Genomic DNA, 20,985 nt, shown 5'->3' with positions numbered 1-20,985 from the left:
GCTTATCCTTTCTGCAGTTCGTGCTTGATTTGAGCCCAGACTTCTTCCGTACTTAAGGTTTTAATCTTACGATATTCATTGCCAACCATAGGATCAAACAACATGATTGGCAGGTAATCAGAATACAGCAAGCCATCGGTTTGATTGTCTAACTTATAAGGCTTCAAGTCGATAATGCCCCCAAAGATTTCTTGTCTGGCCTGTTCAATTTTTTGGAGGTTTAGCTGCACTAACTGCTCCAACTGCTCAAGGGTTAGCAACTGACTGCTCCCGTTGGCCTTAAATTTATCGCTACTTTGGTGACTGATATTATAAGGCAAACTCTTAGCCGGCTTAGCCTTTAATTTTTGGTCTAAGGCCAACAAAAAGTCGGCATCTTCTTCCAACCTAAATAAGCCCTTGTATTGATACTGTTGCATAAAGAGGTCTTCAAAGGTCTTCTTCTTTTCCAAAAGCGGTTGGTAATCTTTAAAGGCCAAGCGGCCACTAAAGAGGTTGAGGTAAGTCGTGGCTCCAACCTCTAACTGCTCTGCCGGTGGAAGATCCATTTCTAATAGGCGTTGTTTTAGCTTAGCCTGGTTGCTATCCTTTTGCAAAACGGCTAGGTAGGTTAACAGTTGGAGCGACAGGCCGTTTAATGCCTTAGTCAAAAAGTCCTTTAACTTAAGGTCAGTGTTACCGGACTTGTAGTCAACCACACTTAGGTAATGGCGGTTTAACTCACTGATTACGAGGTCTAAGCGGTCAATCCGCCCCTGCAAGTTCAAAGTTTCATCCTGGGCAAACCCTTTTCCAGCCGGAAAGACTAACCCATCTAGCTGGGCGTTAGCTTGAAAACCAAAGGTGGCCTCCGTTTCCAACGTGTAGATTGCTTGATCCTGGCGTTGCTTCCAAATAGCTTGCCCTACTTGGTACGCACGGCTTTCTAGTTGCTGGCGCAAGAAATCAAGGCGCGCACTAGCATCAAACAAGTAACCTTCCTGCTCCTTAGCCTGTTGTTGAACGTTTGTAACCGCCCGCTTCATGTAGTGGTCGAATTCGCGGCTAGTCAAACGTTTGAGGTAAGTCTTATCAGCGTGGATTAGGCGCATAAACTCGTCTAATAAATTATGGAAGTAGGTCCCCGTGTCAGCCGGGCTTAGCATAAATTCCTTGCGCTTTTCTAACTGCAAACCGTATTTCAAGAAGAATTCATAGGGGTTAGCATAAAAACTTTCCAACCGTGAAACCGAACCAAACAAGGCCGCATTTTTACCCCGACGGTAAAGCTCCTTTAAGAGCTCCTTAATAAGTCGCTTGTGACCATCAGCACTTGGCTTAGTGTTAGGCAAAATCTCGTTGTGATAATCTAGGCTGTTAAGTAACTTTAAGGTCAAAGTTTGATTAACAGCTAACTCATAGACTAAAATTGCCTGCCACTGTGAATCTAAGTCGGCTTGGTTTTGGAAGGCTGCCCTGCTTTGCGTTAATAAATCGGTCAGCAAGGTCCGCGGCGTCCCTAAAAAGGCAGCCAGTCTATCTCCAACGTCTGTCTCCTTAAGTCCAAAGGCCGCCATGATTCTTTTGACATAGGGCGAACAAGCCAGCAGCTGGCCGTCAGCATCATTTTGGGGGTAGGTAAAGACTAGCCGGTCTTTAGCCGTCAAAAAGCTAAGGTAAGCCTGGTAAGGTTCGTCTGCCATGGCCATTTCTGCTCCCGGCGCTAAAAATTGGTCGCGCGCTAGCCAGTCACCGCTTGCCAAAAGTTGGCGCTCCTCTTCGGAAATTAAGCTATTATTTTCAAACCGAGCTGGTAAGGCTTGGTCACTAGCGCCTAAAAAGAAGAGCACCCGCCGGTCACGGCGCTGACTTAAGTTAGCCTTAGAAACCGTCACCTGGTCTAGCGTTGTCGGAACCTGCTTGTATTTAGCCGCCTTAAAGCCCGCGTTTAAAATTTCGCTAAAGTTACTTAGACTAAAGTCCTGATCACCTAAGGCTAAGACATATTCATCTAGGAGGGCGCACAGGGTGTTCCAGACCTGTTCTGGCCTCGTGGCGTCCTGGGCATTAATCCCCACTAAGTTTAGTTTACCTTCCTCGAAACGCTTTTGAGCCCGGGCTTGGCTAGTGGCTAAACTTTGATCAACCCCGGCTTTAATTAGAAATTGGTAGAGAACCCGAGCAAAATCCCGGTTGGTTTTGACCTTAGCTAATGCCCTAGAGAAGCTGGCCAATAACTTAGCCACCTGGGTTTTAAGGAGGTTGGCATTTTGATTGTGGAGGAGTTTTCTTTGGGCAGCCTCATGCTCAGCTTGACTTTGGTTAGGCTTAAGGGGCAGCCTTTCTACCAGCCAAAAATCGTCTGCCTCGAATCGCTTGCGACTGCTGATACCTGTTCTTAACAAGTAGTTTTCCAACCAGTCAAGCTCATCTCTAAACGTGGCTAGATCTTGCTTTAAGACCAGCTGACCGTTTGCGTCACTAACGTATAGTTGCGGAATAAACAGCTCCGTCTTTAAAAGCCGCATCAAATCGTGATAGCTGTAAAGATTAGGGTGCTTAGCCAAGGTGAACAGCGCATTTAAAAATTCCACCAGCGGGTGGTTACCCATCCCCTTACTTAAGTCTAAGTAAAACGGCAGTTGGTACTGATTAAAGATTGGTGCGATTAAATTTTCATAGTCAGCTAAATCAGGCGCTAGTACCATGTAATCGCGGTACCTCCGTTCTCCTTTGGCAACCTCCTGCCTGATTTGACTAGCTACATAACGGACCTCTTCAATTCGGTTAGCCAGGGCCACCACTGACACACTCTCCTTTGAGCTTAAAGGAGCTGGCTTATTAGCTTTTAAGCTAACGCTAGTCTGCCAATATTTGCCTAGCCGCTCTAAATCCGGACTAAGTCGCTTAACTGTAGGCCAGCTAAGCTCTGCTAGCGGCAAATGGTTTTTATCGGCCCAGTTAGTTAAGGCCGTAAACAATCGCTTAGGTCTGTTAAAGAGATTATCATCCCCACTAGCCTGCTCCAAGCCCTGTTTAGTCAAAACCAGGCTAATCCGGACTTCCTTAGCCCTTTTAACCAGGGTCTTCAGTAACTGTAATTCGAGGGCAGAGAGTTGATCAAAGCCACTGATGAGAAAAGAAGTTTGACTCAAATCAGCTTCTAAGAGGTAATCATTTAGGCTCTGTAAAACCTTGCTGCTTTCAACATACTTGTCGCCTAGCTCTAGTTCAAACTGACGGTAAACCAGGGCCATATCAGTTAATTTAGCCCGCAAATCCATGCTCTTAGCTTGATCTTTTGGTAAGTTAGCCACCAAATTGTCTAAATCGTCGGGACTAATTCCCCCTTGTTTTAATTCCAACAACTGTTGCGCTAGTTTTTGCGCAAAGCCAACTTGATTTTTTTCGGCCGCAAAAACGTGCAGGCTGTCAAGCCGACTTAAAATGCTTTGGACCAGCATGGTAAGTCCCATTTGACTCAGATGTCGTCCTTGAACACTTTGCTGGTCCTTAATAAAGTACCAAGCCAAGCGACTAAAAGAAAAGACCTGGGTCTTAGTTTGGGCATAAAGGCCCTTAGCAGAAGAATAGTGTTGGCGTAAGAACTCTAACACCTTAACTTCCGTTTCAAATTTAATGTGGTCGGGCACAATTACAAAATAATTTTCACTCGGAGCTTGTTTTTGCCAGGCTAATAACTGTTCTAAGATTGCCTGTTCATGGTCAATTTCAGCTCCACCTAAAATAAAGCCTAAAGCCATTTGCTCACTTCCTTATAAATGATAACTAACGGTACTCTTACCATTGCGGTTATTAATCTCTAAGCGGTCGGGAATACTTTCTTGTAGTTCGCGGACGTGGCTGATAATGCCCACCATCCGACTGTCCCCTTCCTTAGTTTGCAGGTAATCAAGGGCCCGGGCTAAATAGTCAGTATCTAAGGACCCAAACCCTTCATCAATAAAGAGGGCTTCAATTCTAACCCCGCCATTTTCTGCTTGAATCGTCTCCGCCAAGCCTAACGCTAAACTCAATGAGGCCACAAAACTTTCACCCCCAGACAGGGTTTGAGTCCGCCTTCGCTCACCGCTAATCTTATCGACAACGTCTAAGACCAGCCCCGCCTTAGTCCCACTTTTGGCTTGAGTGGTCGTTATTTGAAAGAGGTAGCGGTCTTGACTGAGCGTTTGCAAAATAACGTTGGCGTTGCCTAAGATTTTTTGGAAATATTGTTGGAGCACAAAGCGCTGCAAGTCAATCTTGCCAACCCCCTTGCCGCTAATTGGTGCCGTTAATTGATTTAGGCGGTCTAGCTTAGCTAAAAGGGTTTCGTTCTTGCCTACTTCCCGCTTAACTTGCACGTAACTATCATGCAGCCGTTCTTTTTTCCGTGTTACTTCCTCTAAGGCTACCCTTTTGACTTGCAAGTCTTGTTTTACTGCCCCTAGCTTATCCCTTAGTTCTTCTAAATCTAAAACCGTTACGCCTACTAATTGTTTTTCTATTGCAGCCAGCTGCTCAGTTACTAATTTGACCTCATTTTGGTAAGCAGTTACCTGGGCTTTGAGGTCCTCGCTTTCAGCTGCGTGACTAAGCAAATAGCCTAAGTCATCAAAATTAGACACAAAGTCAACTTGGGCGATAGCAGCCTCTAAGCTGGTCTGATAGTTAGCTAACTGCGTTTGCACCTTAACTAAGTTTTCTTCCAGATTAGAAAGGTTAGTCTTGGTGGTTAGAAGCGCTTCTTTTACTTGATTTTTGTTGCGTTCAAAGTTAGTTAGCTCTTGGTCTAGTTGCGCACACCTTAACTCTAGTTTTTGGTGTTCACTAAGGACTTGGTCTTTGGTTTGGTAATCAGGAGCTAACTTGGCCTTTAGTCCGATTAACTCGTCATTAACTGCTTGAAAATCTTGTTGGGCCTGAGTAACCGCGGCTTGGGCTTGCTCTAATTTTAAGTTTAACTGGTCAATTTTTTGTTGACTGTCAGCTTGCTTAGCCTTTAGTTCTGCTTCCCTAGCACTAGCTGCCTTGAGGCTTGACTCTAAGTGCTGCTTTTGGACTTGGAACTGATTTGCTAACTGCTTTAACTCCCCCCCTGCTTGCAAACCATGGTTGGCTAACACCTGCTTGAGCTCTGCTTGATAGTCGGCTTGAGCAGCAAGATGAGTTTGCTTTTGGACTTTAAGCCGGCCTTCAAGCTGATTATAATCGCTTTGAAGGCTAGTTAAGTCTGCTTGGGCCTGTTCCAAGTCACCTTCAACCTGCTTAACTTTAGCCAAGTCGGCCACCTGGCCCTGGTTAACTAACGGGTGGTCTAAAGCCCCGCAGACTGGACAAGGTTGGCCCGGTTGCAGCTTCTGGGTTAAGCGGACAATCTGCAAGCTGGTATATTCCTGGTCTAAGGTGGTGAATTTTTCCTTAGCCACTGCTAACTTGGCTTTCTTATCAGCCAGCGCTTCTTTAGTCCTAGTCAGCTTAGCCTGGGCGTCTAAGTAAGCCTGGTAAAGCTTTGTTAGCGAAGTCCGCTCTTGAGTCAGGTTAGCTAACTGACGCTCAGTTCGATAAAATTCTTCCTGAAGTTGCTTAAGGTCAGGAAGGTTACTGATTTGCTGGCGGAGAGATTGTTCGGTTGTTTGGGCGGCTTTTAGGTCAGCTTGTAAGTCAGTATAGTGAACCTGCTTACTGGTTAGGTTTTGTTTTAAAGCTAGTTGTTGGGATTGCTTATTTACATAGGCTTCATAGTGGGGTTCAATTTCTTTTAAGTAGCTAACCTTTTGGCGTAAAGCTTGCAAGTCGGCAGTATTTTTGGCAACTGCTGGCGCCTGTTGGTCTAAGGCAGCTAACTGAGCTTGCAAATCACCTTGAGTTAACTCTTCTTTTTGTTGCCGCTCCCTTAAAGCTGCTAACTCCCTTTGATTTTGTTGGAATAATTGCCAGTTACTCAGCTGGTCTTTAGCCCAGGTGAGCTGATCTAAGCGGGTCTTGTTAGCCTCAAACTCAGCTTGCTTAGCTGCTAGTTCGGTCTGCCTTTTAACTAACGCCTCCTTAGCTTCTATCTGGGCGTGTAACTGCTCTTGAAAGCCTAACTGTTGGTTAAGCTGGGTTTGCTTGTCTTCCAGGCCGGTAATCACGCTAGCTTCTTGCTGACTACTTTCCTCTAACACTGCCAGAGTCTCAGTGACTTTAGTTAGCCATTCCGGGACCGTTTTTGCCTCATATTCTGGGTATGCTGCTAACTGGCTAGCAATTAGCTTGTTACTAGTTGCCAGCTGGCTTTCTAATTCCTTACTTTGGGCCAATAACTTTTCTTCTAGGCGCTTATAGATTGCGGTATCAAAAAAATGCTCTAGGAGTGCTTCTTTTTGGTTGGCATCAGCTTTTAAGAAGTTATCAAACTCTCCTTGGGGTAAAACAATTACCTGGCTGAATTGCTTGGCATCTAGTCCAATCAAAGCAGTAACCTGCCGCTCAACTTCCCTAGTCTTAGCCGCCAAAAGTTTAGCCGGCTTAGGTTCGATTAAGCTCAACTCGACCTTGGTGTCCAGGGTAGTAGCAGTCTTTTTTTCCTTCATACTCCGTTCGACCTGATACACTTTTCCCTGGTGGCTAAAGATCAAGCTAACCTTAGTTTGAGCCTTAGCATCCGCAAACTTAGACCGCATCTCCTTGGCATCACGCCCGGTTTTTCCAGCGGCGGAAGTAGTGCCATAAAGGGCGTAGGTCATTGCATCAAAAATTGTTGTCTTCCCGCTACCCGTTTTACCATTTATCAAAAAAAGCGGGCTAGCTTCAAAGCGGGTAAAATCTATTTCTTCGTCTAGGTAAGGGCCAAAATTTTTTAAGGTTAGTTTTAGTGGTTTCATTGTTCTTCCTCGATTTCTGCTAGTAGTTGGGCTAGGTAATCCTGCTGGGCGGCACTTAAAGTCAGTCCCTGGGTTTGTTCAAAAAAGGCCGCCGTCATCTTTAGCGGACTGTTAGCCTCCTTTAGCAACTCAACACTTGGGGTTTGGGTGATACCTTCCAAGCCATTTTGCCGTTCAATATGTACTAACCGGGGATAGCAAGCCCGCAGCTTTTCAACTAAATTAGCAATCACCTGGCGGTCGGTCAAATTGACAAAAACAAAGGCTTGATCAGCCACTTCATTATACTTAGCTGGTTGACAGAGTTCATCTAGACTGCCTGTTAGTGAAACCATCGGCGTCGGATCTTTCAGGGGGACAAATTCCCGGTCGTTGGTCTCGGTATCATAAATGTAGACTCCCTTTTGATTAGTTAACTCTGACAAGGAAAACTTCACCGGGGAGCCAGCATAGCGCGCGTTATCTGCCAATAAGGCTTGGTGGTTATGTAGGTGACCTAAGGCAACATAATCAAAATTTTTAAATAAAGAAACCGGCACTTCGTCTAAGCCCCCGACAGTTGAACTAACCTCGGAGTCTTCGTGGCTAGAGCCGGCTACAAAGCAGTGGCCCACCAAAATATGGGCCAATCCTGGCTTAAAGTAACTCTCACATTCGGCCACAACTTTAGCCATCGCCTGCGCCATGGTACTAATGTTGTCATCTTCAAAATAAGTGCGACTGGCCTTAGGGTTAAAGTAAGGCACCAAGAAAAACTGGCAGTTGCCTAGCTCCACCGGCTCCAAGGTCCGCCGCCCCTTCGCGTCTATTCCTAACTCCGTTTTTAAAAAATACTGGTTATGTTCAAACCACTCATCGCCAACCCCTAACCGGCGAGCAGAATCATGGTTCCCACTAATAGCTAGCAAAGGTAGTTTGTCTTCAATATTTAACTTAACTAGCATCTGTTTTAAGACGGACACCGCCTCTTCGCTCGGAACACTCCGGTCATAAAGGTCGCCGGCAATTACAACTGCGTCAACCTTTTTTTGGCGCGCAATTTGTCGAATCTGTTCAAAGGCTGCTACTTGCTCCGCGTATAAATCGTATTCATATAATTTCTTACCGATATGCCAATCGGCTGTATGTAAAACCCTCATAAAATTCACCCCGCAAACTAAAATTTCTACTTAAAATTATACACCATCCAAGCGTGAAATGAAAATATGTTCGTTTTTATCTATTGTTAACTTTTAAGATGATTTAGGTTGACAATAAATCTACGTTAGTTTATGATAACTGCATGGAGGCGATGCTAATGATTAAAATTTACGGGGCCTTAACCGACCAGGCTGGACGTTGTCGCCACTACCACAGCCAGTTAGACATTGTGGCTTTAAAGTGTGCCGCTTGCCAAAAATACTACGCCTGCTACCGCTGCCACGATGAAATCGCCACCCATCATTTCGTAGCTAGCAGTTCAAGTGAACCCTACCCCGTCTTATGTGGTAACTGTTTTCGACTCTTAAGCAAGAAACAATACCTACTTGGGTATTGCCCGTATTGTCAGGCTGCTTTTAATCCTAACTGTCACTTCCATCACCAGATTTATTTCAAAGCATAAGTTAAGAAAAGAGGATGTTTATGACTCGTAGCACTAGTATTACTGCCATTCGTTTAACCAAAATCGCCTTAATTACAGCTGTAGTTGTTGTTTTAGGTTTCCTACCTCCAATTCCCTTGGGCTTTATTCCGGTTCCCATCGTCCTGCAAAATTTAGGGGTGATGTTAGCCGGGGTTATCTTAGGGGCTAAGGACGGCACGATTTCAATCTTGCTCTTATTTTTAATTGGGATTATTCTCCCCGCCTTTTCTGGCGCTAATACCCAAGGCGTCTTGGTTGGACCAACCGCTGGTTACGTGATTGCCTGGCTCTTTGTCCCCGCTTTAATCGCCTTGGGCTTAGCCAAGTTACCCAAGCAAAGTGCCACCTTCCAATTTGTGGTGATTTGGCTGTTTGGGGTCTTGTTCATTGATGCCTTTGGTGCAATTTACCTGGCAGTCTATAGCCACATGCCAATTTTAAAATCACTTTTGGCTAACCTAGCCTTTATTCCTGGCGACACCTTAAAAGCCATCATCACCTTGATTGTAGCTAACCGTCTCACTAAATTAAAATAAGTTGACATTCAGCCCTCCCGCGCTTATGCTAAAGAAAAAAGCGCGGGAGGGATTTTTATGGCACAATCCAAATTTGAACAAGAAATGTATGACGAAGCTTACAAGGTGGCTAGTTACCTGAGACAAACCGGTCAAGACTCCGTTTTTCTCCGCTTAGTTAAAGAAAAAGGCAGTCGCTTCTTTTTAAACGCGACCGCCTTAAGCCTAACTTTAGCTGGGATGAGCATGAAGTTAGCACTTCGCCTCACCACCTTAGTCCTTCGCTACGGTTTACGAGTAGTCACTGCTATCCTAGACATCCTTGATGGTAAAGCCAAGGGGATTAAGGTTACGATTGAAACAAATAAGTAAATAACAGAAAAGTCCCGTTAGCCTAACGAATGTTAGGTTAACGGGACTTTTCTCATTATTAAGCTTCCTTAGCTAAGGTGGCAATCCGCTCCTTAGTTGCATCTAATTTAGCTTGGTAGTCAGCCAATTTTTCTTTTTCAGCATTAACTACTTCGGCAGGAGCATTGGCTACAAACCGTTCATTGCCCAATTTCTTTTGGGCCCGAGTTACTTCCGCCACTAACTTAGTTTCTTCTTTTTGAAGCCGTGCAATTTCTTCTTTAAGGTCGATTAAGTCTCCCAATGGAATGTAAACTTCGGCGCCAGTAATAACAGAAGTCATTGCTAGCTTAGGTGCAGTTACGTCAGCACTAATTTGTAATTCCTTTGGATGGCAGAAGCGGTCAAGGTAGTCCTTGTTAGCTTCTAACATGGCCTTAACGTCTTCATCCTTGGTCTTAATCAACAAGTCGATTGCAGAAGACATTGGGGCGTTAACTTCAGCCCGGGTATTTCTAACCGCCTTAATTAATTCAATCAAGACACTCATTTGCCGGTCAGCATCTTCGTCAACCAATTCTTCCTTAAAGACTGGGTAAGCTGCCGTTACCAATGATTGCCCATCGTGAGGCATGCTTAACCAAATTTCTTCGGTAACAAATGGCATGATTGGGTGCATCAAGCGTAAGGTTTGATCTAAGACGTAGCACAAGATATTTTGGGTGTTAGCCTTTAACTTAGCATTGTCACCGTAAAGGTTTTCCTTAGCCATTTCGATGTACCAGTCACAAAGGTCATTCCAAATGAAGTTATAAAGGGCCCGGTCCGCTTCCCCAAATTCAAAGTTGTCAAATAAGCGGGTAACTTCAGCAACAGTTTGGTTCAAGCGGTTTAAAATCCACTTATCGGCTAATTGCCATTCGCTCTTAGGAGGTAAGACAGGCTTGGTGTCATCAGCTAGGTTCATGATTACGAAGCGACTAGCGTTCCAAATTTTGTTGATGAAGTTCCAAGCTGAGTCCATCTTAGTGTAAGAGAAGCGAATATCTTGGCCAGGAGTGGAACCATTAGTTAAGAACCACCGCAAGGCATCCGTTCCGTATTTATCGATGACATCCATTGGATCAATCCCGTTTCCAAGGGACTTACTCATCTTGCGGCCTTGTTCATCCCGAATTAACCCGTGGATTAAAACGTGCTTAAACGGCCGGCGGCCAGTAAATTCCAATGATTGGAAAATCATCCGGGAAACCCAGAAGAAGATGATGTCATAACCTGTTACCAAGGTGTTAGTTGGGAAGTAGCGTTCAAAGTCAGGGGCCTTTTCATCTGGCCAACCCATTGTTGAAAATGGCCATAGAGCACTTGAGAACCAAGTATCTAACACATCAGTATCTTGTTCCCAGTTTTCAATGTCGCTCGGAGCTTCTTCGCCAACATAAGTTTCCCCAGTTTGCTTATTGTACCAAGCTGGAATTTGGTGGCCCCACCATAATTGACGGGAAATTACCCAGTCATGAACATTTTCCATCCACTGAGTAAAGGTATTTTCAAAGCGGCCAGGAACAAAGTCCACCCGGTCGTCTGTCTTTTGGTTAGCTAGCGCAGCTTCTGCTAAGGGCTTCATCTTAACAAACCATTGGGTTGATAGGCGGGCTTCAACTTGGACCCCAGTTCTTTCTGAGTGACCAACTGAGTGGACAATTGGTTCAATCCGGAGCATGTAACCTTGGTCTTCTAGGTCCTTAACAATCGCCTTGCGGGCTTCAAACCGGTCTAAGCCTTCATACTTGCCGGCATTAGCATTCATGGTTGCATCTTCATTCATGGTGTTGATGCGTTCCAAGTTGTGGCGGTTACCAACCTCAAAGTCGTTAGGGTCATGGGCAGGCGTAATCTTAACCATCCCGGTTCCAAATTCTGGATCAACGTATTGGTCAGCGATAATTGGAATGTGGCGACCTTGAAGTGGCAATACTAAGGTCTTACCTACAATATCTTTGTAACGTTCGTCATCAGGGTGAACCGCTACGGCCACATCCCCCATCATGGTTTCTGGCCGGGTGGTGGCAATTTCGATGTAGTCCTTGCCATTAAAGGTTGTCCCGTCAGCAAATGGATACTTGACGTGGTAGAAGGCCCCCTTGTCGTCTTTATGAATAACTTCGATATCAGACAAAGCAGTCCGCGCCTTAGGATCCCAGTTGATGATGTATTCGCCCCGGTAAATTAAGCCCTTCTTGTAAAGGGAAACAAAGACCTTGCGCACAGCCTTAGATAAACCTTCATCAAGGGTAAAGCGTTCCCGGTCGTAATCTAAGGACAAGCCTAATTTAGCCCACTGGTTATGAATAATGTCGGCGTATTCGCCCTTCCATTCCCATACCTTATCAACGAATTTTTCTCTCCCCAAGTCGTAACGGGAAATTCCGTCTTCGGCTAGGCGGGCTTCAACCTTAGCTTGAGTAGCAATCCCAGCGTGGTCCATCCCTGGTAACCATAAGGTATCAAAACCTTGCATCCGTTTTTGACGAATAATTAAATCTTGTAAGGTCGTATCCCAGGCATGCCCCAAGTGTAACTTACCCGTTACGTTTGGAGGGGGGATTACGACTGAGTAAGGGTGAGCATTTTTATCAGCGTTTGGCTTGAATAGACCTGCTTCAACCCACTTTTGGTAACGTCCTGGTTCAACTTGACTAGGATCGTATTTAGTTGACATTTCTTTAGCCATCTTGATCTTCCTTTCTTGGGCAATAAAAAAACGGCCCTGCCATCCGACTTAGGACGACAGTGCCGTGGTACCACCTAAATTGGGCTTTTATGCCCCACTTGTTTCTAGTTAACGAATAGATATCCGGCTAACCCTACTAAACTTTCAGGCTAACAGCTCCCAAGCTACCAACCAAGATGATAACTAAGTCCTCGCAGCTAATGGACTTTTTTCTGGAAGTTACCTAGTTCTTGGTTGCTCTTGTTCAATGCTTATAAAAGTATTTTAGACGTCAATCACTCCGCCGTCAAGCTTTTATAGTAATTGGGCAAAAGATTCTTCTTCCTGGTTCAAGAAGGTATCGCCAATCTTGATTTCGGTAATTTCAACTCCGGCCAAAGCCCGCTCAATCAAACCATCAACATCTAACTTGGCTTCATAAGCCCGCGCTTTATCAATCTTAGGCTTGGTCTTAGGTGAAGGTGGAGCAAAAATTGTACAGCAATCTTCAAATGGCATGATGGATAAGTCAAAGGTATCAATATCTTGGGCAATCTTGATAATTTCGTTTTTATCCATTGAAACCACCGGCCGTAAAACTGGCATGGTAGTTACGTCATTAATGGCCGCCATACTTTCAAGGGTTTGAGAAGCCACTTGTCCTAAGGCTTCCCCGTTAAAGATTGCTAACCCGTGCCGTTTTTGCGCAAGCGCTGCAGTTAAGCGTAACATGAAGCGGCGTTGAACCGTCATCAAGTAACCAGAAGGTACATCGTGTTTAACCGTTTCTTGAATTTCTGTAAACGGTACTTGGATAAACTTAATGTGCCCCCCATAAGGTGTTAACTTGGCGGTTAATTCCTTAGCCTTATTCAAAGCTTGTTCGCTCGTGTAAGGCGGACTAAAGAAGTGCACCATTTCAATGTCCACTCCCCGTTTTAAAGCGAGGTAACCGGCTACTGGTGAATCAATCCCACCAGATAGCATCAACATTCCCTTACCGGCAGTCCCTACTGGCAAGCCACCAGCCCCTTGGATTGTTTCGTAAGAAAGAAAAATCCCATTTAAGCGGACTTCTACCCGCAAGGTAATATCAGGGTCCTTCATCTTAACTTTAATTCCAGGAACGTGTTCTAAGATGTAGCCACCCAGCATGTCATTAATCTCGTTAGTATCATACATAAAGCGGTGGTCCGAGCGGCGGGTATTAATCTTAAAGGTCATCCCGTCAAAAAACTTTTCTTGCATAATTTGGGCGGCCACTTTTTTGACTTCTTCCATGTCCCGGTCAACCTTAATCGAAGGAGAAAAGTTTTGAATCCCAAAGACTTGGCGGAGCCGGGCCATTACCTGATCTGCATCCTCACCATTTAAGTGCATGTGCATCCGGTCTCTGTGGGCCTTAATTACCAAGTTAGGAAAATCATGAAAACTTTGGCGCACATTAGTAGCCAGGCGGTCGATGAAGTTCCGCCGGTTTTTACCCTTAGTTGAAAGCTCGCCATAGCGAACCATAATTTCAGTGTATTGCATCGTCATACCCTTTCTAATTATGAATTAATTTTTGCAAAGCGTTTGTATAAAATGTCAAAGGCCTTAATGAATTCCGCAGCCTCTTTGTCGTTATTAGCTTCATCCAGGCTGATTCGTACGGCTGAGGTGGCAATTTTTTCGGGAATCTTCATTGCCGCCAAGGTCCCAGAAATTGTCCCCTTCTTGGATGAACAGGCACTGGTAGTTGAGATATAAATTCCAAATTCTTCAAAGGCGTGAACGATAGTTTCCCCCCTAACCCCATCAATCGTAAAGCATAAAATATGCGGGGCAAAGTTAGGTGTCAGCTGTGAAAAAATGGTTACCTTGTCAAACTTAGCCAAGTGATCATAAATCATCTTTCTGACTGCTTGTTGCTTAGCAACCTTTGCCTCTTCATCCGTCAATAACAACCTAATAGCCTTAGCCATGGCTGCAATAGCTGGCAGGTTTTCGGTCCCAGAGCGTTGGTTTTGTTCTTGGCCGCCCCCAGCCATTAAGGCCGCCAATTTCCGGCCAGCCTTAGCGTAGATAAACCCTATCCCGCGGGGGGCGTGGAACTTGTGACCCGAAAAGGTCAAAAAGTCAATCCGGTCTAGGGAAAGAAGCTCACCCAAACCCTTACCTAAGGCTTGGACTGCGTCGACATGAAAATGAACCCGTGGATAATCATCCAGGATGGCGGCAATTTCTTTTAGCGGTTGAATTGCCCCCACCTCATTGTTAACCGCCATAATAGATACTAGGATGGTATCCTTACGCAAGGCGGCCTTTAAATCAGCCGGGTTAACCTGCCCGTTTTTATCGACTGGGAGGTAAGTTACCTCATAACCTAGTCTTTCTAGTTGGGCCATAGTGTTTAAAACCGCTGGGTGCTCAACTTGGGAAGTAATCAGGTGGTTACCAAAGTGGCGTTTTTCAAAAGCCGTCCCCTTAATAACCCAGTTATCTCCTTCGGTGCCGCCACTAGTGAAGAAAATTTCACCTGGCATTACCCCCAGTAAATCGGCAATTTGCTTACGCGCTTGTTCTAACAAAAGGTAGGCCTGCTCCCCCATCTTGTGTAAAGAAGAGGGGTTACCCCAAATTTGTTGGCTAACCTTTGTGTAGGTCTCTAATACTGCCGGTGCTACCTTGGTTGTAGCACTATTATCAAAATAAATCATAATCTACCTTCTCATCTATTCTTATCAGAGTCATAACACATTCTAACTAGAAATAAGTAAATTGGCAAGAAGAAAGGACATAACCTAGTAAAGCTAGTCACTAACTTATGTCCCTTTAAACATCATTTTCAAATTCACCGGCCGTTATCCGCCTAGCTAACTGGCGTACCTTAGCTTCGATTGTAGCGATAACTGCCTCAAAGGTCGCGTTGTCTTTGCCGGTCGGATCACTTATCCCCCAATCTTCGCGATAACGACAGGGAAGCGCTGGACAACTTACATTGCAGCCCATTGTAATCACGATGTCTACTGCCGGTAAGGCCGCTAATGTTTTAGAAGTTTGGCTTTGCGTCAAATCCAGCTGATACTTAGCCCTCATTAATCGTACGGCATCTGGATTTAAGGCTGTTTTTACCGTCCCAGCCGAATAGCTCTCAAATACTTCGGAAGCTAGTAATTTGCCTAAGGCCTCTGCAATCTGACTGCGACAGGAATTATGGACACAAATAAATGCTACCTTGGGTTTGGTCATCTTAATCACCCCTGTTGGCGCTTATGATAACGGGCACTGACCTTATCATAAGCTCCCGGTTCCACTTTATCGACCGCTTGGGCAATCGTATCTAAAGCCGCTACGTAATCATAGTCTTCGCTAAAGAGCTTCTTAGCCTGTTGGTATGCTTGTGCCACCTCCGGATAACGATTACGGTACCGGTTAGAATACTGGAGCATTTCTTCCGTGAGGCTCGAACTGTCGACAATATCCTTGGTCTTTTCTTCGAGGGCATCCAAATCGGCTTGCGTATCTATTAGGTCCTTGGTAATCGCAGCCATATCAATTTTAACGTGGTCTAATGATTGGTAAACAGCCTCTACTTCATCCTTAACCCGGTAATAGTAGTCAAGGTATTCGGTTTGTAACCCCGGCAAGTTTAATTTTTCTAAGTCGCGCCGGTACTTGGCCAAATCCAAGTTAAACTGGTTAACAGCCTCCCAGGCCTGCTTTTCTTCCTTCCATAAGTTAGCGACCCCATCATTAATCCGACCTTGTTCTTCTTCGATAGCCTTTAAATCACTAAAAGCTTGTTCCATTTGTTGCAAGATTTGACTATAAATAACCCCGTCAGTCATCAAGGCCGCTTGGTAACTAGTATAGGCTGCGTGAATTTCTTTTAACTGTTCAGCTAACTGGCGCTCCCTTGCCTTTTCATCATTGTTTAAGGTGTAATTTTGCCCCAGGCGGTCCAATTCTAACGACAAGCGCCGTTCTTGTTTTTCTGCATGCTCGATAAAATCAGCGTAGAACTTGGTCTTAGCTTCGACTTTTTCGCGCGCAGTGTACTCTTCTTCAAAAACAGTGTAGGCTGCTTCAATCTGGTGGCCGAGCTCTTTTTCTAATAGCTTCGCCGTTTCCAAGTCCAACTTGGTTAAAGCTGTGGTCAACGCCTGGCTTTGTTGATCTAAGTCCGCCAACTTAGCCGTCATATCCTCTTTAAAGAGGTACTTTTCTTCCTGCATCTTAGCTAAGGCATCCTTTAAGTCTGTTAGTTGGTCTGGGTAAACGTTATGTAGTTTTTGATAAATAGGCGGAATCTGCTTTAACGCCACTTCTAGTGTTTTGGTGTCATCTTTTAATTTGGCTAAAGCCTTATCAGCCTTAACGTAATCACCATTTTCGGCAATATTTTCATATTCTTTAAAATCCTTTTCCAAATCAGCTAAAGCTGCTTCTAAGCGCGTGATTGCCGGCCCATAGGAAAAATTCTTGGCCAATAATTTCTTACGAATTTCTTGATACTTGGTCTGCAGGCTGTCGATATTTTGCTGGTGTTGGTCAGTTTGTTGTTTGATTTGCTTAATCTGCTTGATAATCTTAGTAAAGGCCATGTTAGCAGCTGCCCCCTTAGCTTCAAGCGTTTCCAAATCTGACTTAACTGTAGGAAAACTAAAGTGCTGATTGGCCTCCTTAACGTCTTTTAAGCGTTCAACTAAAAACGGTAATTCCCGGTTGATTAAGGCCCGGTAAGACTTATCTAGTTCTTCAAAGGCCGCCAAACTTTCCCCGGTCAAATTTAACTTACTGATAGCAGCTAGCTCGTCTTCTTGCGAATTAGCTTCTATCTTGGCAGTAATATCTTCAATGGCACTAATCCTTGCATTATTAAGTCTTTGAAAATATAGTGCCCCTAAGTATATGACAACCGCCAAAACAACGATTGCTACTAAAGCTGCTACCATCACAATCCCATCCTTCACAAATTATTCTGCACTTATAAAACATATTTATTGCCCATAAATTAAAAGCAGTATACAATATCCTAATATATAGATTATAACATATCTTCTATAGTAAAAAAGCTTAATCTTGGGGTGAATTTTTATGACTCAATCACTACTTGCACAACAAATCGATGCCCTTTTAACTGGGGAAACAAACCAAATGGCTAACCTAGCCAACGCGTCCGCCCTCTTAAATGATAGCCTAACAGATATTAACTGGGTTGGTTTTTACCTTTACCAACCTGACGCCAACGAATTAATCTTAGGACCCTTCCAAGGTAAGGTAGCCTGCATGCACATCAAAGTTGGTCAAGGTGTCTGTGGTACGGCCTTTGCTAAAAAAGAAGTACTTAGGGTAGCCAACGTCCATGAATTTGCCGGCCATATTGCCTGCGATTCAGCAAGTAATTCCGAAATCGTTCTTCCATTGCACAACGCAGCCGGTGACTTAATCGGTGTCTTAGACATTGATTCACCTAGTCTAGACCGTTTTAGTCAAGCAGATGAAGCCGTTTTGGCCGAATTTGAACAAGCTTTAGCAAAATATATCTAAAAGACTTGACAAAGCAAGCACTTCTTGTTATTCTAACGTTTGTGTAAAATAATGCAGCAGTAAGTGGTAAGCTCGTCAACAGTTTATTGCCAATTGGTTCGGTTAGTAACCCTTCGGCTGCAAGGGTGAACTCGCAAAATAAACTGCACGAATACTAAACTTACAAGGATTATTTTACTCCAAAACAATTATTGGAGGAATTTTTAATGTCACGTTATACAGGTCCTAGCTGGAAAGTTTCACGCCGTTTAGGTATTTCTCTTTCCGGTACAGGTAAAGAATTAGCTCGTCGTCCATACGCACCAGGTCAACACGGTCAAAACAACCGTCGTAAACTTTCAGAATACGGTTTACAATTACGCGAAAAGCAAAAGCTTCGCATGACTTACGGTGTTTCAGAACGTCAATTTGCTAACCTTTTCAGGAAGGCTGGTAAGATTCGCGAAGGTAAGCACGGTGACAACTTCATGATTCTTTTGGAACGTCGCTTAGACAACGTAGTTTACCGTTTAGGTTTAGCTACTACTCGTCGTCAAGCTCGTCAATTAGTTAACCACGGCCACATCACTGTTGATGGCAAGCGTGTTGATATCCCTTCATACGAAGTAACACCAGGCCAAGTTATCTCATTGCGTGAACGTTCAAAGGACTTAACTGTTGTTAAGGAAGCTTTAGAAGCAGTTGTTGGGCGCGCACCATTCGTTTCATTTGATGAAAACACAATGTCTGGTTCACTTGTTCGTTTACCAGAACGTGATGAATTAGATGCAAACATCGACGAAGCCTTAGTTGTTGAATACTACAACAAACTTTAATTTTTAGTATTAATGGGTCAAGAGCTGTTCTTGGCCCATTTTTTGATAGAAAGGATGGTTTTATGTCAGATCAACTAGAAGACCGCCTCACCCAAAGCTTAGCCGGCACCCCCCACTTAAAGCCAGATGAGCAAAGACGCTATCTCGGCACCTTTAGGGAACGCGTTAGCCTGACGCTAACATACGACCAAGCCCAAAGTGATTTTTACCTGGCGCGACTTAAAGATGAAATGCTAGCCCACCCCGACTACCAGTTGGCAATTAGGAGCGACTTAAACGAAACACCCCTAAACAAACTCCTCAGTTTTGCTAGCCAACACGAGTTAAAAACGGTTTTAAAGGCAGACGAAGCTAGTCAAAACCCTAGTCCCTATGCCTTAGTTTTGGCTAGCCCAAGTCAAGCCCTACACGTTGAAGTCATTGACGTTGCTGAAAAGTATCCGCAAGAAGAAAATTCACACCCAAAGCCTAGTCACCCTAGTTTTTGGCAAAAGTTATTTGACTAAAAAGAAGCGCACCCCGATCAGGAGTGCGCCTCTTTTTTAGTTAGCTTTCAATAATTTATCTAAGATTGTAGCCGGTAAGTCTTTATTAGCAGCCATTAACACCTGCAAGTGTAAGGCAAGGTTAATTTGCCGGTGGGCCCCCAAGAAGTATAACTGCCCTGGCTCTTGTTGATAAGCTTGGTAGATATTAGGGATAATTAAGTCAATTTGCCCCTCACTCATGCCTAAAATCTGAGCGATTTTTTCAATCGCAGTACGGTAGGATTCATCTAGGTCGGCCAAACTTTCCACTTGACTGGCCCCCGTATTCTCAGTTGCATCATAACGTAAGAGCACTTGAATTCCCCGGGCAATTACATCATTTAGTCCTATTCCCTGGCTAGCCAAGGTTTCACGTTCTACTGGCCCCAAAATTAAGTGCTTACTTGCGATTAATTCCTTTAAGCTAGCCCGGCCATTACCGACTACGTTAGCTGGAATCCGTTCAACTAAACTAACCAGCTTACCCTTGATAATTAACGCCCGGTAGGTAGAACCAGGAGCCACTTGTTCAAGGAGGGCTTGCTTTTGCTCCTTCAACACAGCTTGAACACTGGCCTTTAACTGCCTTGAACTAGGAGGCAGCCTAAAGAGTCGGCTGGCTTTAGCAGCATGGTCACTGACACTCTTAATTGCAAGGGCCTTATCAGCTAACTTAGGCGCTAAGGTCTCTAGTTCTTGCAGACTCTTGACCTGCCAAGCCTTTAAGGTCTCAAAGCCTCCGGCAGAAACTAGTTGCTTACTTACCTGCTTATTTGCCCACATTGTTTCTAACAAGGCACTATTTTCCTTGGTTTTAAGCCCGGCTTGTAAGATAGTCTCATCAATTTGAACGAGGCCTAACTCCTGGTTTAAAATTCGAAACTTATGGTTAGTCATAATCGCCGCTGTAAGCATTGTTTGGAGTTCGTAACTTAACGTTTGCTTACTTGTTTCAGTTTTAAAGCCCCTACTTAAGGCCAGACTATATAAAGAATCCGCCTCGCCTTGCGCCCTAAGTAAGCTAGCACTTAGACTAGCCTTAGGATCAGCAAGTCGTTTTCTTAACTTAGTGTAGGCTGGCTGCCAACCTGGATAGTAATAGGCGCTCGCAAAGTGATTTAATTCCTCTAAAAACTTGCGTAACTCACCGGCAACCACACTGGGGGCAAATGGATTTTCGGAAGCCACGGTTTGATTTAATGCCCGGGCCTGGCTCAAACTTGCCTTTAAATCTCCCGCTCCGATTCCTTCGGTCATCAAGAAATAACCTAGACAGACATTTAAAAATTCTAAAGCGGGTCCTTCGATTAAGGTTTCGCTGACGGGATTAAAATCAAGGCCCGTGATTAGTAAGGCTTCAATCGTCTGCTTGCCATCAATTTCGATTAAATTCAAATTAACATTATCGCTCGTTAAACTAGCACTGCTTTTACTTGCTAGATAGCTTTCCAGGTTAAGGTAATCTAGGGCATTAGCTTCCTTTAATTCGACTTGGTTTAAGCTGTTAGTCACACTTCTTTTTGGGGAGCTTAATTCTTCGCTAACCCCTTCTTGCCAAGCAAAGGGTGTGGCCCCAAAAAGATAGGTCATGTAAGCACGCTTAGCCACTAATTGTTGGGCTAATTTTAGGTAGACCTGGTTACGAAAACTAAGGTAATCAATCTTAGTTTCCTTAAATTTACTTGTATACAGCAATTTAAATAATTTTTCTGGTAAAACTACTTTCAGACTATAACCCGGCTGTCTACCGTGGTGTTTTTTACTTGCCTGACTAAAAGGAAATACCTTTTGGCCCCTCGTTAATTGCTTACTTAAGGTCTCAGTGAGTAAGCTTAATTCGCTTTTAAGCTCAGCTAAGTTTAAATTAGGATTAGTTGTTAGACTGACACTGTGGCGGTTTTGCTTTAGGTACTGGTTTTCTTTTAGGCTATCAGCTTTCAGCCACTGACCATCAGCCTCTAAAACTTCAACATTTTTAGTTAATTGGTAGGTGATATTTTCTAAGACATCCGTTAAATTATCAATTTGGATTTGGTTTCCGATTGCATCTACTTGCACAAAAT

Annotated in this window: 15 protein-coding genes and 1 other annotated feature; of the genes, 6 read left to right on the top strand and 9 right to left on the bottom strand. The window is 44.2% G+C overall.

Translation table 11 applies throughout. The features are described 5' to 3' along the window. Positions 1–2 precede the first annotated feature (2 nt). The 3 genes from FC14_RS09585 to FC14_RS09575 are packed head-to-tail and all read right to left on the bottom strand — an operon-like array spanning position 3 to position 7,984. The gene (locus tag FC14_RS09585) at positions 3–3,743 is read right to left on the bottom strand and encodes a PD-(D/E)XK nuclease family protein (protein WP_056977733.1); all 3,741 of its coding nucleotides are present in this window, start codon (positions 3,741–3,743) and stop codon (positions 3–5) included. Between the two features lie 12 nt (positions 3,744–3,755). Then, positions 3,756–6,845: an AAA family ATPase gene (locus tag FC14_RS09580; RefSeq protein ID WP_056977731.1), complete on the bottom strand. Its 3,090-nt coding sequence runs from the start codon at positions 6,843–6,845 to the stop codon at positions 3,756–3,758. Further along, on the bottom strand, positions 6,842–7,984 hold the full coding sequence (locus tag FC14_RS09575; RefSeq protein ID WP_056977729.1) for an exonuclease SbcCD subunit D: 1,143 nt from the start codon (positions 7,982–7,984) through the stop codon (positions 6,842–6,844). The genes FC14_RS09580 and FC14_RS09575 overlap by 4 nt, the downstream gene beginning before the upstream one ends. Before the next feature lie 158 nt (positions 7,985–8,142). Here FC14_RS09575 and FC14_RS09570 point away from each other — a divergent pair, with 158 nt between their 5' ends. From FC14_RS09570 to FC14_RS09560, 3 genes are read left to right on the top strand one after another with little or no spacing between them, the layout of a single operon-like run. Then, positions 8,143–8,448, top strand: coding sequence for a CHY zinc finger protein (locus FC14_RS09570; protein ID WP_056977727.1), 306 nt, complete (start codon positions 8,143–8,145; stop codon positions 8,446–8,448). A 14-nt stretch (positions 8,449–8,462) separates the two neighbouring features. Continuing rightward, complete coding sequence (locus FC14_RS09565) at positions 8,463–9,005, top strand: biotin transporter BioY (RefSeq protein WP_056977725.1); 543 nt, start codon at positions 8,463–8,465, stop codon at positions 9,003–9,005. A 57-nt stretch (positions 9,006–9,062) separates the two neighbouring features. Beyond that, on the top strand, positions 9,063–9,356 hold the full coding sequence (locus FC14_RS09560; RefSeq protein ID WP_056977723.1) for a hypothetical protein: 294 nt from the start codon (positions 9,063–9,065) through the stop codon (positions 9,354–9,356). Positions 9,357–9,414: 58 nt separating this feature from the next. Here FC14_RS09560 and FC14_RS09555 read toward each other — a convergent pair whose 3' ends face one another. The 5 genes from FC14_RS09555 to FC14_RS09535 form a co-directional block, all read right to left on the bottom strand. Continuing rightward, positions 9,415–12,069 carry a valine--tRNA ligase gene (locus tag FC14_RS09555; RefSeq protein ID WP_056977721.1) on the bottom strand — a complete coding sequence of 885 codons (2,655 nt, stop codon included), beginning with the start codon at positions 12,067–12,069 and terminating at the stop codon, positions 9,415–9,417. Positions 12,070–12,115: 46 nt separating this feature from the next. Further along, positions 12,116–12,326, bottom strand: a binding site (T-box leader). A 37-nt stretch (positions 12,327–12,363) separates the two neighbouring features. Then, complete coding sequence (thiI, locus tag FC14_RS09550; RefSeq protein ID WP_056977720.1) at positions 12,364–13,581, bottom strand: tRNA uracil 4-sulfurtransferase ThiI; 1,218 nt, start codon at positions 13,579–13,581, stop codon at positions 12,364–12,366. 17 nt (positions 13,582–13,598) lie between these two features. Next, positions 13,599–14,747 (bottom strand): cysteine desulfurase family protein, encoded by a 1,149-nt coding sequence (locus tag FC14_RS09545; RefSeq protein ID WP_056977718.1) that lies wholly within the window; start codon positions 14,745–14,747, stop codon positions 13,599–13,601. Between the two features lie 115 nt (positions 14,748–14,862). Then, positions 14,863–15,279, bottom strand: coding sequence for an arsenate reductase ArsC (locus tag FC14_RS09540; protein WP_056977716.1), 417 nt, complete (start codon positions 15,277–15,279; stop codon positions 14,863–14,865). Positions 15,280–15,284: 5 nt separating this feature from the next. Continuing rightward, complete coding sequence (locus FC14_RS09535) at positions 15,285–16,985, bottom strand: septation ring formation regulator EzrA (RefSeq protein ID WP_156655808.1); 1,701 nt, start codon at positions 16,983–16,985, stop codon at positions 15,285–15,287. 142 nt (positions 16,986–17,127) lie between these two features. Here FC14_RS09535 and FC14_RS09530 point away from each other — a divergent pair, with 142 nt between their 5' ends. The 3 genes from FC14_RS09530 to FC14_RS09520 all read left to right on the top strand — a co-directional run bounded on the left by FC14_RS09530 (position 17,128) and on the right by FC14_RS09520 (position 18,901). Beyond that, positions 17,128–17,580, top strand: a complete 453-nt coding sequence (locus FC14_RS09530) for a GAF domain-containing protein (RefSeq protein ID WP_056977712.1) — start codon at positions 17,128–17,130, stop codon at positions 17,578–17,580. A gap of 206 nt (positions 17,581–17,786) precedes the next feature. Beyond that, positions 17,787–18,395, top strand: coding sequence for a 30S ribosomal protein S4 (gene rpsD / locus FC14_RS09525; protein WP_056977710.1), 609 nt, complete (start codon positions 17,787–17,789; stop codon positions 18,393–18,395). A gap of 62 nt (positions 18,396–18,457) precedes the next feature. Then, positions 18,458–18,901 carry a YueI family protein gene (locus FC14_RS09520; RefSeq protein WP_056977708.1) on the top strand — a complete coding sequence of 148 codons (444 nt, stop codon included), beginning with the start codon at positions 18,458–18,460 and terminating at the stop codon, positions 18,899–18,901. Positions 18,902–18,937: 36 nt separating this feature from the next. On the opposite strand, the gene FC14_RS09515 is transcribed toward FC14_RS09520, so the two are convergent. Further along, positions 18,938–20,980 carry a hypothetical protein gene (locus tag FC14_RS09515; RefSeq protein ID WP_056977706.1) on the bottom strand — a complete coding sequence of 681 codons (2,043 nt, stop codon included), beginning with the start codon at positions 20,978–20,980 and terminating at the stop codon, positions 18,938–18,940. Positions 20,981–20,985: the final 5 nt, after the last annotated feature.

The sequence above is a fragment of the Ligilactobacillus agilis DSM 20509 genome, from assembly GCF_001436215.1.
GTDB lineage: Bacteria > Bacillota > Bacilli > Lactobacillales > Lactobacillaceae > Ligilactobacillus > Ligilactobacillus agilis.
The sequence above is the reverse complement of the archived record's forward strand: the minus strand, read 5'-3'. Positions and strand labels throughout refer to the sequence as shown.

Bases quoted from the DNA above. Each gene is read 5' to 3' on its own strand.
- rpsD (WP_056977710.1), top strand. From the start codon at position 17,787: ATGTCACGTTATACAGGTCCTAGCTGGAAAGTTTCACGCCGTTTAGGT.
- FC14_RS09540 (WP_056977716.1), bottom strand. From the start codon at position 15,279: ATGACCAAACCCAAGGTAGCATTTATTTGTGTCCATAATTCCTGTCGC.
- FC14_RS09535 (WP_156655808.1), bottom strand. From the start codon at position 16,985: ATGGTAGCAGCTTTAGTAGCAATCGTTGTTTTGGCGGTTGTCATATAC.
- thiI (WP_056977720.1), bottom strand. From the start codon at position 13,581: ATGCAATACACTGAAATTATGGTTCGCTATGGCGAGCTTTCAACTAAG.
- FC14_RS09580 (WP_056977731.1), bottom strand. From the start codon at position 6,845: ATGAAACCACTAAAACTAACCTTAAAAAATTTTGGCCCTTACCTAGAC.
- FC14_RS09585 (WP_056977733.1), bottom strand. From the start codon at position 3,743: ATGGCTTTAGGCTTTATTTTAGGTGGAGCTGAAATTGACCATGAACAG.
- FC14_RS09570 (WP_056977727.1), top strand. From the start codon at position 8,143: ATGATTAAAATTTACGGGGCCTTAACCGACCAGGCTGGACGTTGTCGC.
- FC14_RS09565 (WP_056977725.1), top strand. From the start codon at position 8,463: ATGTTTATGACTCGTAGCACTAGTATTACTGCCATTCGTTTAACCAAA.
- FC14_RS09520 (WP_056977708.1), top strand. From the start codon at position 18,458: ATGTCAGATCAACTAGAAGACCGCCTCACCCAAAGCTTAGCCGGCACC.
- FC14_RS09575 (WP_056977729.1), bottom strand. From the start codon at position 7,984: ATGAGGGTTTTACATACAGCCGATTGGCATATCGGTAAGAAATTATAT.
- FC14_RS09555 (WP_056977721.1), bottom strand. From the start codon at position 12,069: ATGGCTAAAGAAATGTCAACTAAATACGATCCTAGTCAAGTTGAACCA.
- FC14_RS09560 (WP_056977723.1), top strand. From the start codon at position 9,063: ATGGCACAATCCAAATTTGAACAAGAAATGTATGACGAAGCTTACAAG.
- FC14_RS09545 (WP_056977718.1), bottom strand. From the start codon at position 14,747: ATGATTTATTTTGATAATAGTGCTACAACCAAGGTAGCACCGGCAGTA.
- FC14_RS09530 (WP_056977712.1), top strand. From the start codon at position 17,128: ATGACTCAATCACTACTTGCACAACAAATCGATGCCCTTTTAACTGGG.